This is a genomic window from Coprococcus sp. TM115-187 (assembly GCF_027679115.1).
Lineage (GTDB): Bacteria > Bacillota > Clostridia > Lachnospirales > Lachnospiraceae > Allocoprococcus > Allocoprococcus comes.
Map to the genome: position 1 here is coordinate 53,858 of NZ_JAQEKS010000012.1, position 15,924 is coordinate 69,781.

Below are 15,924 nucleotides of genomic sequence, written 5' to 3' on the forward strand. Positions count from 1 at the left end.
TATAAAAAGACGAGAAAAGGAGGTACGTGTTATGGGTATTTTAGTAGCACTGATCGGTGTAGCAATCATCGCCGCTGTCGTTGTTGCTTCTTTCACTGCCGTTCTCGGAGGTGTCATCGGAGGAGAACTGGAAGACGAAGAAGAATAAAAAAAGGTGGCTGTGAAAAATTCAATCGAGTTTTTCACAGCCACCTTTTTATTATTCTTCAAATGTTTCTTTTAACTTATCCATGAACCCTTTTTTCTTAGCTTTACCCTTCGATTCAGAAGCCGGCTCTTCCTGGTTCAGTGTATTTCCTGTCAACTGATCAAAATGTCTAAGCACTTCTTTGGCTTCCGGACTTAATTTTTCCGGGGTCTGAATAACCAGCGTCACGTAATGATCACCTCTGACCTGAGGATTTCTCAAAGAAGGTACCCCTTTTCCTTTCAGGCGTACTTTTGTATCAGTCTTAGTTCCCGGTTTTACGGTATAGATCACATCACCATCAACCGTCTTGATTCGCACATCACCACCAAGTGCTGCCTGCGCAAACGAAATTGGTGCAGTTGAGAAAATATGAACATCCTGTCTCTGGAAGATTGGATGTCTGGAAACCGTAACTTCTACCAGAAGGTCTCCCCTCGGTCCGCCATTCACACCCGGTTCACCTTTCTCACGGATTCTTACGCTCTGACCATTGTCAATACCTGCCGGGATTGTGACTTTGATCTTCTTGCGGCTTGAAGTATAGCCTGTTCCACCACAGTCCGGACATTTCTCACGAATGATCTTACCCGTTCCATGACAGTCCGGACAGGTCTGCACATTCTGCACCGTTCCGAAGAACGACTGTGATGTATAAACAACCTGACCTTTTCCACCACATTTTGAACAGGTCTCCGGACTCGTTCCCGGTTTTGCTCCTGTTCCGTTACACTTTGTACATGGATCTTTCAGAACGATATCCAGTTCCTTCTCGCATCCAAAAATTGCTTCCTCAAATGTAATCCGGACACCTTTACGGATATTGGCGCCTTTCATCGGACCATTGTTCGCACGTCCGCCTCTTCTGCCACCGCCAAACAGATCACCGAAGATATCACCAAAAATATCACCAAAGTCTGCCCCGTTAAAATCAAAACCGCCATATCCACCGGCTCCGCCTGCACCGCCTTCAAACGCTGCATGACCAAACTGATCGTACTGACGCCGTTTGTCTGCATCACTCAGAACAGCATAGGCTTCAGAAGCCTCCTTGAACTTCTTTTCGGCTTCTGCATCTCCTGGATTCATATCCGGGTGATATTTTTTCGCCAAAGCTCTGTATGCTTTTTTCAGAGTCGCATCATCCGCATCTCGTGATACGCCCAGGATCTCATAATAATCCCTTTTTGCCTCTGCCATAATCCTACCTCACTTAGATATTTCTCAAAGTATTTTAATACAGAATGTACCCTGGCACATTCTCATGCCCGCGCCGGCTCTCTGCAACATCTTCTTTGCACATGCAGTTCACCTAACCGGAGGCTTTTTATGTCATAAAAACTATTTTTATTTATGATACATGAAATCTGCAAGACGGTATAATGCCGCCTTGCAGTTTCTCATCTTATCTTACGGATTAAACTTCTTTGTAATCTCCGTCAACTACGTCATCTCCGTTAAATCCTTCCGGAGCCGGTCCTGCTTCTGGTGCAGGTCCAGCCTGTGGTCCTGCCTGACCAGCCTGTGCGCCTGCCTGTTCGTAAACCTTTGTGAACAGTTTCTGAGCGCTTTCCATCAGTTTTTCTTTTCCTGCTTTGATTTCTGCAACCTGAGCATCTGTAAGTTCTTCTGTATTCGCTTTCGCAAGCAGATCTTTCAGAGCCTGTACGTCAGCTTCTACTGCTGCTTTGTCTGCTGCATCGATCTTATCTCCAACTTCGCCAAGTGCTTTTTCTGTCTGGAATACCATAGCGTCGGCATCGTTCTTAGCATCGATTGCTTCTTTACGTTTCTTATCCTGAGCTTCAAATTCAGCAGCTTCTTTTACAGCTTTGTCGATATCTGCATCAGACATATTAGATCCTGCTGTAATTGTGATGTGCTGTTCTTTTCCTGTTCCCAGATCTTTTGCAGATACATTTACGATACCGTTTGCATCAATATCGAATGTAACTTCGATCTGTGGGATTCCACGTGGAGCCGGCGGAATTCCATCCAGTCTGAACTGTCCAAGGGACTTGTTATCTCTTGCAAACTGTCTTTCACCCTGTACAACATTGATATCAACGGCTGTCTGGTTATCAGCTGCTGTAGAGAAGATCTGGCTCTTCTTTGTCGGGATTGTTGTGTTTCTCTCGATCAGTCTTGTAGCTACACCACCCATTGTTTCGATAGAAAGTGAAAGTGGAGTTACATCAAGAAGAAGGATGTCGCCTGCACCTGCATCTCCTGCAAGCTTACCACCCTGGATAGAAGCACCAAGTGCTACACATTCATCCGGGTTAAGAGATTTGCTTGGTTCTTTTCCTGTCAGACGTTTTACTTCTTCCTGAACTGCCGGGATACGTGTAGATCCACCAACAAGAAGTACCTGACCTAAGTCTGCTGCTGTAAGTCCTGCATCAGAAAGTGCACGTCTTACCGGTTCCTGTGTCTTTTCTACAAGGTCACGTGTCAGTTCATCGAATTTAGCTCTTGTAAGAGTCATATCAAAATGCTTCGGTCCTTCAGCTGTTGCTGTGATGAACGGAAGGTTGATGTTTGTTGTTGTTGCAGAAGAAAGTTCTTTCTTTGCTTTTTCAGCTGCTTCTTTCAGTCTCTGAAGTGCCATTCTGTCTGTTGACAGGTCTACGCCTTCTTTTGCCTTGAAATCTGCAAGCATATAATCTGTGATCTTCTGGTCGAAGTCATCTCCACCAAGTCTGTTGTTACCAGCTGTAGAAAGAACTTCGATAACGCCGTCACCAATCTCGATAACAGATACATCAAATGTACCACCACCAAGGTCGTATACCATGATCTTCTGTTCTTTTTCATTGTCAAGTCCATATGCAAGAGCTGCTGCTGTAGGCTCGTTGATGATACGTTTTACATCAAGGCCTGCAATCTTACCTGCATCTTTTGTAGCCTGACGCTGAGCATCATTGAAGTAAGCCGGAACAGTGATAACTGCTTCCGTAACTTTTTCTCCAAGATATCCTTCTGCATCTGCTTTCAATTTCTGGAGGATCATAGCTGAAATTTCCTGTGGAGAATATTTCTTTCCATCGATGTCTACTTTATGATCTGTACCCATCTCACGCTTGATAGATGAGATTGTCTTTTCTGCATTTGTTACTGCCTGACGTTTTGCAGGTTCACCTACAAGACGTTCTCCTGTCTTTGTAAATGCTACTACAGATGGTGTAGTTCTTGCTCCTTCTGTATTTGCGATTACGACCGGCTGTCCACCTTCCATAACCGCTACACAACTGTTTGTTGTACCTAAGTCAATACCAATGATTTTGCCCATTATGAAGACCTCCTGTTAATATTATAAAAATTGTATTTTGCTTTGTTATTTATATAAAGTGTATCGTAAATGCGGTACACGGTATATCTTAGTTTGCTACCTTTACCATGCTGTGTCTTACGACTGAGTCACGGTACATATATCCTTTCTGGAATTCCTCAGCTACTACATTTTCACCAAGTTCTTCATCCTCCACATGCATCACTGCATTGTGGAAATTCGGATCGAATTCCTGACCAACTGCTTCGATCGGTTTTACTCCGATTCCTTCCAGTGTGCTCATCATTTGTTTATAGATCTTATCCATTCCATCTACGAACGGATCATCTTTCTTTTCTTCCGGTACGGACTGAAGTCCGCGTTCAAAGTTGTCTACAATCGGAAGAATTTTTTCTACAACATCTTTGGCTCCGATCTCATACATCGCTGACTTTTCTTTTTCAGTACGCTTTCTGTAATTATCGAACTCAGCCATGTGTCTCGTAAGTTTGTCTGTCAGATCTGCGATCTGCTCATCCTTTTTATCTTTTTTATTCTTCTTTTCAAACAGCTTCTTTTTCTTTGGTTCTTCAGCATCTTCGGAATTCGTCTCTTTACCAACAGCTTCTTCCTCTGTTGCTTCGGTTTCTTCCGTGTCTTCCGGTTCCTGCCCTTTTGCCTCCTGCTCTTTGGCTTCTGCCTCCGCAGCTTTCTTTGCTTCTTCCACTGCTTCTTTTACCATTTCTTCATTACTCATCTTTTTATCCAATGGTTCTTCCACCTTTCTTACTTCTTATTCGAGCTTTTTCGGCTCATCCCTGTGGAATATGTCATCCAGCTCTGCCATCAGTGTCTTAAGCGTCTTCATGACATGTTCATAATCCATTCGCTTCGGTCCGATGATTCCGATGGTTCCTTGCATGCCCTCGCCCAACTCATATGTTGCTGTGACTACGCTGCAGTCTTTCATGTTCTCCACATTCGATTCATCTCCGATGTATACCTGGATGTCTCTGTCTTCACCGCCGTTTGCCATTGACTTTGTTACCAGAGCGGCAAGCTGCTGCTTTTCTTCAAAAGCACTGATGATCTCCTGTGCGCTCTGCTTATCACTAAGCTCCGGATACTTGAAAATATTCGTCGCGCCACTGGTGTAAATCTCCATGTCGTCATCCAGCTGGATCACATTCGCTACTGCATCCAGGACACTGCTCATCACACCACTGTGGATCCCTGCCTGTTCTTTCAGTCTTGCGATCACTCCCAGATTGATCTGCTCTAGCGAAGTTCCGTTCAGCGAAGTATTCAGAAGCATATTCAGCTTCAATAGTGCTTCATTGCTGAGCGGCTCATCCAGTGTCACGATCTGGTTCTTTACAATGTTGCCTTCCATCACGATCACAACGATCAGCTGATGGTCATCAACCTGTGAAAGCTGGATAAATTTTAATTTGTTCCCGTTGTAAGTCGGAGTCGAAATCATCGTCGCATAATTCGTGTTGTTCGCAAGAACCTTTGCAACCTGCTTCAGAAGTTCTTCCATCTTGTCAGCCTTCTCAAGCATCTGACCTTTGATTTCGGTAATCTCCTGTTCTTTCTGGCTCATCAGCATATCCACATACCATCTGTAACCTTTATCCGACGGAATCCTTCCTGCTGATGTGTGAGGCTGCATGATATAACCAAGCTCTTCGAGATCTGCCATCTCATTCCGGATTGTTGCCGAACTTAAATTCAGATCCGTATACTTGGAAATCGTTCTGGATCCCACAGGCTCTCCGGTCTCAAGATAGTTCTTAATGATTGCATGTAAGATCTTCGTCTTCCGCTCACTAAGTTCCTGTATGGCTTCCATATGCTACCTCCTTTTTGTTATTAGCACTCGTTATGTATGAGTGCTAATATTTTCTACGCTTATAAATGTACCACTTACTATTCACTTTGTCAACAGGGTTTATGATTTTTTTATTTTTAGTCCGGTTCCACCCGGATATGCTGTCGGATTCCAATTCAATCGGCAAACCATTCCGTTTGAATCGGAATCCCTTCTTTTCTGCCTGAACCGCCTGCTCCCTTCCTCCCAAACTCCCCACCCGACCGTCAAACCAAAAAATACACACCCCAGCCTCCCGGTCTGATGGTGTGCATTTCTTCTATTATATATAGTACATATCCTGACTGTATTCACTGTATTCCTGATATTTTTGTTCGAGGTCAGAGAGAAACAGATTCTCAAGGATATCCTGTAGTCCTCTGTTCAGACGTTCGATAACTTCACTCTGCACAGCCTGAGCCGCAGCTCTTCCATTCTCGGCGCCTTCTACATCCTCTTCTTCGATGAGATAATCACCTTCCAGCGCACGTAATATTTCCGCAACCGAAATCTTTGTGGCAGGCTTCGCCAACAGGTATCCCCCCTGTGGTCCTTTCACACTTTTGATGATTCCGGCTTTTCTGAGTGCCGCAAATACCTGTTCCAGATACTGCGGTGAAATACTGTTACGCTCTGCAATTGCTGCAAGTGCAACATGGGATTCTTTCGAGTATACGGACAGGTCGATCAGTGCCCGAAGTCCGTATCTGCTTTTCTTTGAAAAATTCATATTCTACTCCGTGAAGAGCGGTGTGGAGTAATATCTGTCTCCGGTATCCGGAAGCAGTGCCACAATCGTCTTTCCTTTGTTTTCCGGACGTTTTGCAAGTTCGATTGCTCCATAAAGTGCAGCTCCCGAAGAAATTCCTACCAGGATTCCCTCTTTCTTTGCAAGCAGCTTTCCTGTTGCAAAAGCGTCATCATTTTCTACAGTAAATATTTCATCATATACAGTTGTGTTGAGTACGTCCGGTACAAATCCTGCTCCGATTCCCTGAATTTTGTGAGGACCACCTTTTCCTGTAGAAAGTACCGGTGAACTTGCAGGCTCCAATGCAACGATCTTCACATCCGGATTCTGGGATTTCAGATATTCGCCGACACCGGTCAGTGTTCCACCTGTACCAACACCTGCGATAAACAGATCTACTTCTCCGTCTGTATCCTTCCAGATCTCTGGTCCGGTTGTCTTTCTGTGTACTTCCGGATTAGCCGGATTAACAAACTGTCCAGGGATATAGCTGCCCGGGATCTCTTTTGCAAGTTCATCTGCTTTTTCAATCGCACCCTTCATTCCCTTTGCGCCTTCTGTCAGAACAATCTCTGCTCCGTATGCTTTCAGTATGTTTCTTCTTTCTACACTCATTGTCTCCGGCATAGTAAGAATGATACGGTATCCTTTGACTGCTGCAATCGATGCAAGACCGATTCCCGTATTTCCCGAAGTAGGCTCAATGATAACAGAACCTTCTTTTAATAATCCTTTTTCCTCAGCATCCTCGATCATTGCTTTGGCAATTCTGTCTTTTACACTTCCGGCCGGGTTAAAATATTCCAGTTTCACAAGGATTCTTGCCTCTAATCCTAATTCTTCTTCAATATTTTTCACCTCTACAAGAGGAGTATTTCCAACAAGCTCTAAAGCACCATTATAAATTTTTGACATCGTAAGTTCTCCTTTCTTTCCTACTGTTTTGATAGGTTTAACTCGATGATGTCATTATATGCCTATAAAACCTATTTGTCAAGTATACTTTATATTTTTCTGATTTTCCAAATTTTACTCTTCCAGCAGAAACTCTACAAACACACTGTTGCTGACATCGATCCCCCGTTTTGTAAGCCATACTCTGTCATCATCCTGCTCAAGAAGCTTTAAGCTTTCCAGTTTGCAGATCGGTTCACCGTAAATATCCTCCAGACTCTTCCCAAAATACTCTGAAAATTCTTTTTTTGAGATTCCGTTCATTTTCCGCAGTCCAAGAAACATAAATTCCTCCATCTCCTCAGTTTCTGTCAGAAGCTCTGCCTGAAATTTGTTCCTGTAGGAATGTGCATACTCCCTTAACTGATCCGGGTTCGTGTAGCGACTCATTTTTCCTTCCAGCTTCCTGCATTTTCCAATCAGATCCCCGGGAACCAGAGATGCCGCACCAATTCCAAATCCCAGATACGGAATTCTCTCCCAATATCCCAGGTTGTGCCGGCAGGCATATCCCTCCTTAGCATAATTGGAAATTTCATAACGGTGATATCCGTTCTTCTCCATCAGCGTTTCCGTATCCCAGTACATCTGACGCTCCGCATCCTCATCCGGAAGCTTTGGTCCTTCTTTTGTCTCGTCTTCTACATATTTTTTATAGAAAGTTGTTCCCTCTTCCAAGATCAGACTATATGCAGAAATATGCTCCGGGGAAAGTGCCATTACCTGCTCCAGTGTACGCCTCCAGCTTTCCACCGTCTGCCCTGGAATTGCCGAGATCAGGTCTACATTGATATTTGAAAAACCATTGGCTCTCGCCAGATGATATGCTTCCCGAAATTCTTCATAAGTATGGATTCTTCCAAGCAGACGAAGTTCCTCATCATTGACCGACTGCAGACCGATACTCAGACGGTTCACCCCTGCCTGTCTGTACTTTCGCAGTTTTTCTTCCGTTACCGTTCCCGGATTCATTTCCATAGTGATCTCTGCGTCCTCATCCAACGTAAATATTTCCCTGACCGTATCCATCAGCCGCCCAATCTGCTCACCGGTAAGAAGAGATGGAGTTCCGCCTCCGAAAAAAATGGAAATCACCCTGTAATTCTGCACTGTATCCGGACAGTTTCTGATCTCGTCGACCAGCATTTTCACATATTCCTCTTTTTCCTTTTCTCCGGCCGGACCGGAAAGGAAATCACAATATGCACATTTTTTCACACAAAACGGAATATGAATATATAGTTCTAAAGGCTGCATCTGCTTTTCTCCTTTTCTGTGCAAAAGGCAGGAACTTTTCCTCGGAAATCGCTCCTGCCTTTTTGTGTATACGATGAGCCAAGTACAGATTTGTGCTTGCACAAGAATCTGTACTTGGCGAATGTACATCATCGAGCTGTTAAGCGAGATAGTGTACAAAGTATACGAATCGAGTAGGAGTCAGCCTGCTCGATTATCCTTTGTCTGTCTATTTGTCGTCCAGTTTTAATACACTCATAAATGCCTTCTGTGGAATTTCTACATTTCCAACCTGGCGCATACGCTTCTTTCCTTCCTTCTGCTTTTCCAGAAGCTTCTTCTTACGGCTGATATCACCGCCGTAGCACTTGGCAAGTACGTCCTTACGCATGGCTCTTACTGTCTCACGGGCAATGATCTTGCTTCCGACAGCTGCCTGGATCGGAATCTCAAAAAGCTGTCTCGGAATCTCTTCTTTGAGCTTCTCACACATCTTTCTTCCTCTCTCATAAGCACTTCCCGCAAATACAATAAAGGAAAGAGCATCCACTTCTTCTTTGTTGATCAGGATGTCCAGCTTGACCAGATCAGATTTGACATAGCCGAGCATTTCATAATCAAAAGACGCATAACCGCGGGATCTGGATTTGAGCGCATCAAAGAAATCATAGATGATCTCATTCAGAGGCAGGTGGTATTTCAATACCGCTCTGGTCTCTTCGATGTATTCCATTCCCTGATATTCGCCACGTCTTTCCTGACACAGATCCATGATCGCACCGATAAATTCGGATGTCACCATAATCTCTGCTTTTACCATCGGCTCTTCCATAAAATCAATTTCTGACGGATCCGGAAGATTAGACGGATTAGTCAGGTCGATCACTTCTCCGTTGGTCTTGTGCACCTTGTAGATAACGCCCGGCGCAGTTGTCACCAGATCCAGATTGTATTCTCTTTCCAGTCTCTCCTGAATGATCTCCAGATGCAAAAGTCCAAGGAAACCACAGCGGAAACCAAATCCCAGCGCAAGAGAGGTCTCCGGTTCAAACTGAAGTGCCGCATCGTTGAGTTGCAGTTTTTCCAGTGCATCTCTCAGATCCGGGTATTTGGAGCTGTCTGCCGGATACATTCCGCAGTACACCATCGGGTTGACCTTTTTATATCCCGGAAGAGGCTCAGAACATGGATTTTCCGCACCTGTTACGGTATCACCCACACGGGTGTCCTTTACATTTTTCAGGCTGGCTGTAAAATATCCAACCATTCCTGCTGAAAGCTCATCACAAGGGATAAACTGTCCGGCACCAAAATATCCAACCTCCACAACATCGGCAGTTGCACCTGTCGCCATCATATGAATCGGCATTCCTTTCGTGATACATCCTTCTTTGATACGGCAGAATACGATAACGCCTTTATACGGATCATAGAGGGAATCGAAAATCAGTGCCTGAAGCGGTGCATCCGGATCTCCTGTCGGAGAAGGGATCTTTGTCACGATCTGTTCCAGAACCTGATCTACATTAAGCCCTGTCTTTGCCGAGATCAGTGGTGCATCCTGCGCTTCAATTCCGATCACATCTTCAATCTCTTCGATCACACGCTGCGGCTCTGCGCTTGGAAGATCGATCTTGTTGATAACCGGCATGACATCCAGATCATGGTCCAGTGCCAGATATACATTTGCCAGTGTCTGCGCTTCTACGCCCTGTGCCGCATCAACGACCAGGATCGCTCCATCACAGGCTGCAAGACTCCGTGACACTTCATAGTTAAAGTCTACGTGTCCCGGAGTATCGATCAGATTAAAGATATATTCCTCCCCATCCTTTGCCTTATAAACCGTGCGGACTGCCTGTGATTTGATTGTGATACCACGTTCTCTTTCCAGATCCATGTTATCCAGCACCTGTGCCTGCATCTCTCTGCTGGTCAGAAGACCTGTCTGTTCAATAATACGGTCCGCCAGTGTGGATTTTCCATGGTCAATATGTGCAATAATACAAAAATTCCGAATCTTTTTCTGATCCATATGCATATTTTCAGTCTCTCCTTTTTCTTCTTATCTATATCTGATTACTTTTCCCGTTTGCTACTGTACTGCACCAGAAAGAGTTCCACCGAGAGGATATCTCCCATCTTTCCGGTTTTTACATCTTCTTCCGTCTGTACACCGGCTTCTACGATCCCACGCAGCTCTTTCCTGGTAAATGCCTTCGCCTGTGCCCGGTACTTTCCTACCAGGAATGGCATGATTCCCACCTTGGCGGCAATCTCTTTTGGCGGAACCCCAGTACGGTCCATCTCTTTTACCTCCATCAGGATACGGAACTGTCTGGTCAGCAGGTAGAGGATCCGCATCGGCGGTTCCCTCAGTGTCAGAAGATCATAATAGTAATCCAGCGCTTTTTTCTGCTCTTTTGCTGCAACTGCATCTACCATATCAAAAATATGGTTTCCGATCTGCGTAGTACAGATTTCATCAATATCTGCTGCCGTGATCTCCGTGTGGTTCATGCAGTAACAGAATAATTTTTCCAGCTCCTGCCCGAGATTCTCCATGTCATTACCAGTCTTTGCAAGCAGATAGCGCACTGCTGCCTCCGACATCTGAAGCTTCTCCTTTTTCGCCATCCCAAGGATCCAGCGGATCAGTGTCTTTTCATCCTGCCGCTTCAGTTCTACAATATGACCTTTCTCCTTGATCGCTTTGTAGAGCTTTCCTCTCTTATCCAGCTCTGATTCCACAAAGATCATATAAGTGGTCTCCGGCATGTTCTTCAGATATTCTGCCAGCTCCGGTGTCGCATTTTTCAGAAAACCGGTATTTTCCAGAACGATCAGCCTGCGCTCTGCAAAAAAAGGTAAGGTCTCGGCAAGGTCGATAATCTCCTTCGGGTTCGTGTTCTTTCCCTCAAAATAACGATAATTCATCGTGTCACCTTCCGGAATCATCGCTTTGACGAAACGGTTTTTATATAATTTTTTCAGATAAGCTTCTTCGCCGTACAGAAGATAAATCTGCTTAAACTGTCCTGTCTTTAAATCTTCATTCAAACTTTTCATGGACTTTGGATACCATATTCCCTTCCATCTGTATACATACTGACAGCACCTCTGTCTTTCGTATTATATAGGCTTACGCCCCATTTTGCAAGTCTTTCCAGTGTTTCCGCATGCGGATGTCCATAACGGTTTTCTTTTCCGGATGAACAGAATGCTACCCGTGGTCGGATCACTTCCAGAAGCTCTTCGCCGGTCGCATTTCTTGATCCGTGGTGTCCGACTTTCAGCAGATCATAACACGCCGGAAGTTCTCCTTTTTTCCGGAGATTCTTTATTCTCTCTGCCAACAGCTCTTCTCCGGTATTTTCCAGATCTCCGGTAAAAAGCATGGTAATTTTTCCATATTGCAGGTGAAGTACCAGAGAATTTTCATTTCCATTTTCAGATGGCTCACCTTCTCCAGGCCAGAGACAACGCATCTTCAATTTTCCAGACAGAAAAATAGTATCCATCTCCATTACCCGTACCTTCGTTCCTGCCTCTTCTGCCAGATTACATAATTTAATAAGCCTTTCATCCCAATATTTCTGTTCCGGAAAAATCAGATACTGGATTTCTACTCCATACTTTCTCCGTTCCAGAAGTTCTTCCACTGCATTTAAGTGATCCACATCCCCATGCGTCACCCACACATAATCCAGCCTCTTCACGCCCCGGAATTTTAAAAATGGTTCCAACCGGTATCTTCCTGCTGCATCTACCGAACTGCTTCCGCCGTCGATCAGGTAATTTTTTCCGTTTCCGTCCCGAAAGAAAAAACAGTCGCCCTGTCCCACATCCAGCATAGTCAGCTCCATCTGCCCTCGTTTCCACTTTGGAATCCCGAGCAGGATGAGCAGGATTCCAGCTGTCACAAGCTGTCTTACCACCTGTTTCCCGGTTTGTCTGCCCTCTTTCTTTTCCTTCCTTTTTCTCCACAAATAAAATAGAAGAACCCCATAATAACAGGCAATCTGCCAGAGCCGTGGTCTTCCCGGAATCCACCTTGCCCCCGGAAGTTCCAGGAGCAGACCGCTCCCTTTTTCATAAAAAAGCAAAATCCACTCTGTTATTTTCCAAAGTGCGCTCTGCATTATATCTCCTGCCCCACACGGAATCAGCATGACTGCCATCCCTGCACTCCCGCAAAACAGAAGCACGGATGCCATCGGAATTACCAGAAGATTCCAGGCTGGCGCATACAGGCAGGTTTCATAATAGTGCCACAATGTAACTGGCAGCAGAAAAAGCCAGAGCCTCACCGACATCCGGACACTGTCTGAAAATCTGCCTTTTTTATTTCCCAAACCAATCAGATAGATACCGAGAACCGCAGCAAAAGAAAGCTGGAACCCTGCCGTAAAAAGCCGCAACGGATTTGCCAGAAGCAAACCAATTTCCGCAATCCCAAGTGCCGTCAATCCATCGTATTCCCTTCCTGTCAGCTCTGCTCCCATCCGGATCAGAAACATGGTAAACGCCCGCAGTGCCGAAACACTCATTCCAGTCATCACCACATAGCTCCCAAGAAGCAGACTTCCCACTACACCGGCCTGTAAAATAGAAAATCCGGTTTTCCTAAGCCCCCGGTAAAGTCCGTTGCCAAAAAAAGAAATATGCAGACCGGATATAGCCAGCAGATGCCCGATCCCTGCCACCCGGTAAAGTTCTTTCACTTTCTCTTCTGTATAAAAAGAATCTCCCAGAAGAACCGCACACAAAATACCCCCTCGACGCTTTCCCATCTCTCTGCAGATCTCATCTGCGGTCCGGTTCCTAAACTGCCACAGCTTTTCGCGGAAGGAAGTCTTTTTCACCTGTTTTTCCAGAACCTTCCCTTTCCATAAGACTGCCTGGATATTCTGCTGCTTATAATAATTTTTCTGGTCAAAATTGCCCGGATTGGCCGCCGGATCAAAAAATCCCACATTGCCTTTAACCAGAATCCGCTGTCCGATTTCCGGACCATTTCCCTTTTCATCCAGATAGACAAGCAGCCTCTCGTCAGCGACTGCTTTTCCATTCCCCATCTCTCTGATCTGTATTTTTTTCAGATACAGGATCAGTTTTTCTTCTTTTCTGGTTTTCTGATAAACCTCTCCTTCCACCATCACTTCTTCCGACTCTTTCCAGAGCTTCTCACACCTTGACACACCGAGTCTTCCAAAAATCTTTCCTCCCCCTGTCAGATACAGTACCAGAATCAGTCCTGCCAGAAGTATTCCGGCAAAACCAAGTCTTCGCTTGATCAACCGATCAATCCTCCTTTATCATTTCCTGGTTTCTGCTCAGAGGTTCATCCAGCTTTATACTCTCCTGATATACAATACTGCTGTCTCCGTTGATTGAAATCTGTACTTCAGAGACATTTCCACCATCGATCACTGAATTTACGATGGAATAGATCACCGTCTCCGGACTGACTCCCGGAGCAATGTTCCGAAGTCCTTCATCAAAATTCAGATAGCAGATATGATCTTTGATCGACACACCCAGCAGCTTTGTTCCTTTTGGTATGGTAGCAAGCAGTCTGTTATTGGATGGTCCTCGCATCAGCTGTTCCACTACAACCCGTTCCTTCGACTCATTGCTGTTATACCGCACCGTATCCTCTTCCTTTTGTAGCTTTTCTCCAGATGAATCTGCATAATACAGTGTAAGCTTCATCTCCTGGAAAGAGTTAATAGAAGAGCCTGTGTTCTGTACAAAATCTTCTGCCTGCTGGTATCCATAAGTATTCCCCTTTTTATCCGTAAGTGGCGTTCCATCTACACAGATCATCACCAGATCCACTCCGTCGATCTGCGTCAGTGAACGGACAAGCGCTGCCCTGCACAGAACCTCTCTTACCGTATCCATCTTTCCGTAAACAGCATTATAGTACAGGATCAGCTTTTCATCCTCCAGAGTGTATCTCTCCAGTTTTACCTTTTTCGGCAGTGCCGCCTGTGCCTTCACCTCGTCATCACACTTCTGCAGCGCAGACAGCATTCCTTTTACTTCTTCGTCCGCCGACTTTCCTGTTCCATCATAGCCGTTCGGAACCAGCGCCGTTCCGCTCTGGTTAATCTGGTAAATCGTGTATTTTGCATCTGCTTTCTGCTCCTTTTTTCTGCATCCCACAACGCCTGTAAGAAGACACACTGCAAGAAGAATGCTTATGATCTGGTAATTTTTTTTCATTCTTCTCACCCTTCCCTCTTGATATAAGTAAGCGGGATCCGGACTGTAAATGTCGTTCCCTCTCCCGGTTCACTGTAGACCTTGATCGCACCGCGGTGCATGACAACCGCATTTCTTGCAATCGAAAGCCCAAGACCAGTTCCGCCGATCTCACGAGAATGGGATTTGTCCACACGGAAAAACCGCTCGAATATATGATCCGTATCTTCTTTCGGAATCCCGATTCCAGAATCCGCAACCTTCAGATAAAAATACTTATGATCCGCATTTAAAGACACGTGTACCCATCCGTTCTCTTTATTGTACTTGATCGCATTTTCCACCAGATTCGTGATCACAAGTGCAATCTTTACCTCATCAATCTCCGCTGTCACCGGACGAAAACTCTCAAATACCAGTTCAATATTACTTTTTGCCGCAAGTGGCTGTAATCTTTTGAGAATCCGTTCTACCAGTTCATTAACATCCTGACTCTTAATATTTAAGTTTGCACCCTTCTTATCCAGTTTTACAAGATCCAGAAGGTCATTGATGATCTTATTCTCCCGCTCGATTTCTTCGGACAAATCACCCATGAATTCCCGGTAAATCTCCGTCGGTGCATCCGGCTGCATCAGCAGTGAATCCGCCAGCACCTTCATAGAGGTCAACGGTGTCTTCAACTCATGGGATACATTTGCCACGAACTCTTCTCTCGATGCATCCAGTACTTTATAGCGGTCCCACAGCTTATTAAATGCATTGGAAATCCGTTCCGTTTCATCGTAAGCATTTTCATGGAGATAATTATCTCCATAACCTCCTGCCATCTCCTCGATCGATTGAGACATCCTTTTCAGCGGCCTTACAAGCAGCATACCGATGATTGCTGATAAAAAGATCCCGATAATACTGATTGCAACCGTTGCAATTCTTGCCTTTGTCTGCAATGCCTCTACATTGTCACGCAGACTGTCTGTAGAAACACTGACCAGAATCATTCCTTTTACCGGCTCTTCCCCTTTTTTGACCGGGACTGCCACTTCAATGTACCGGCTCTTTCTGTCATAACTTGCCGGCTTCTCGCCGCGGAAGCATTTGACTACATCCTCGGAAATGATCGTCTTTCCCTCCTCCAGATCATAGGTATCTTCCACAATCCGGAATTCATCATCAATAACAAGCACTCTTCCATTGTAAATATTGGATAACTGTGATAGTTCTGTATCGATCACATCAGAAACTCCCGTTTTCAGATAATCAGAATTGACCAGCTGATTACTCAGAATCGTACACTGGTTTTGAATCTCTGCTGTGCGCACGAATACGGTTCTCTGATCATAGCTTTGCAGAATCGCATTCATCAGGATCACACTGGATAATATGACAAATACGCTCAGGATCACCGTTACCCGCACTTGCAGACTTTTTATGAATTTTGG

General features: G+C 45.0%; 12 protein-coding genes. All 12 read right to left on the reverse strand.

Annotated elements, in window-relative coordinates; translation table 11 throughout:
* Positions 1-199: 199 nt before the first annotated feature.
* Positions 200-1,387, reverse strand: coding sequence for a molecular chaperone DnaJ (gene dnaJ / locus PGW42_RS09650; protein WP_008374725.1), 1,188 nt, complete (start codon positions 1,385-1,387; stop codon positions 200-202).
* 217 nt (positions 1,388-1,604) lie between these two features.
* Entirely contained in the window at positions 1,605-3,479 is a 1,875-nt protein-coding gene (dnaK, locus tag PGW42_RS09655; protein WP_008374721.1) for a molecular chaperone DnaK, read from the reverse strand.
* A gap of 88 nt (positions 3,480-3,567) precedes the next feature.
* Positions 3,568-4,215: a nucleotide exchange factor GrpE gene (gene grpE / locus PGW42_RS09660; protein ID WP_117823989.1), complete on the reverse strand. Its 648-nt coding sequence runs from the start codon at positions 4,213-4,215 to the stop codon at positions 3,568-3,570.
* Between the two features lie 36 nt (positions 4,216-4,251).
* Positions 4,252-5,313: a heat-inducible transcriptional repressor HrcA gene (gene hrcA, locus PGW42_RS09665; protein WP_008374717.1), complete on the reverse strand. Its 1,062-nt coding sequence runs from the start codon at positions 5,311-5,313 to the stop codon at positions 4,252-4,254.
* Between the two features lie 301 nt (positions 5,314-5,614).
* The gene (locus tag PGW42_RS09670; protein WP_008374709.1) at positions 5,615-6,061 is read right to left on the reverse strand and encodes an RrF2 family transcriptional regulator; all 447 of its coding nucleotides are present in this window, start codon (positions 6,059-6,061) and stop codon (positions 5,615-5,617) included.
* 3 nt (positions 6,062-6,064) lie between these two features.
* The gene (cysK, locus tag PGW42_RS09675) at positions 6,065-6,997 is read right to left on the reverse strand and encodes a cysteine synthase A (RefSeq protein ID WP_055157569.1); all 933 of its coding nucleotides are present in this window, start codon (positions 6,995-6,997) and stop codon (positions 6,065-6,067) included.
* 114 nt (positions 6,998-7,111) lie between these two features.
* Complete coding sequence (hemW, locus tag PGW42_RS09680) at positions 7,112-8,293, reverse strand: radical SAM family heme chaperone HemW (protein WP_270203344.1); 1,182 nt, start codon at positions 8,291-8,293, stop codon at positions 7,112-7,114.
* A gap of 208 nt (positions 8,294-8,501) precedes the next feature.
* Positions 8,502-10,313, reverse strand: coding sequence for a translation elongation factor 4 (lepA, locus tag PGW42_RS09685; protein WP_008374702.1), 1,812 nt, complete (start codon positions 10,311-10,313; stop codon positions 8,502-8,504).
* Between the two features lie 38 nt (positions 10,314-10,351).
* Positions 10,352-11,341, reverse strand: a complete 990-nt coding sequence (gene holA / locus PGW42_RS09690; protein WP_270203345.1) for a DNA polymerase III subunit delta — start codon at positions 11,339-11,341, stop codon at positions 10,352-10,354.
* Positions 11,338-13,572 carry a DNA internalization-related competence protein ComEC/Rec2 gene (locus PGW42_RS09695; protein WP_270203346.1) on the reverse strand — a complete coding sequence of 745 codons (2,235 nt, stop codon included), beginning with the start codon at positions 13,570-13,572 and terminating at the stop codon, positions 11,338-11,340. The genes holA and PGW42_RS09695 overlap by 4 nt, the downstream gene beginning before the upstream one ends.
* Positions 13,573-13,576: 4 nt before the next feature.
* Positions 13,577-14,503 carry a GerMN domain-containing protein gene (locus PGW42_RS09700; protein WP_147356964.1) on the reverse strand — a complete coding sequence of 309 codons (927 nt, stop codon included), beginning with the start codon at positions 14,501-14,503 and terminating at the stop codon, positions 13,577-13,579.
* Between the two features lie 5 nt (positions 14,504-14,508).
* Positions 14,509-15,846 carry a sensor histidine kinase gene (locus tag PGW42_RS09705; RefSeq protein WP_442872431.1) on the reverse strand — a complete coding sequence of 446 codons (1,338 nt, stop codon included), beginning with the start codon at positions 15,844-15,846 and terminating at the stop codon, positions 14,509-14,511.
* Positions 15,847-15,924: the final 78 nt, after the last annotated feature.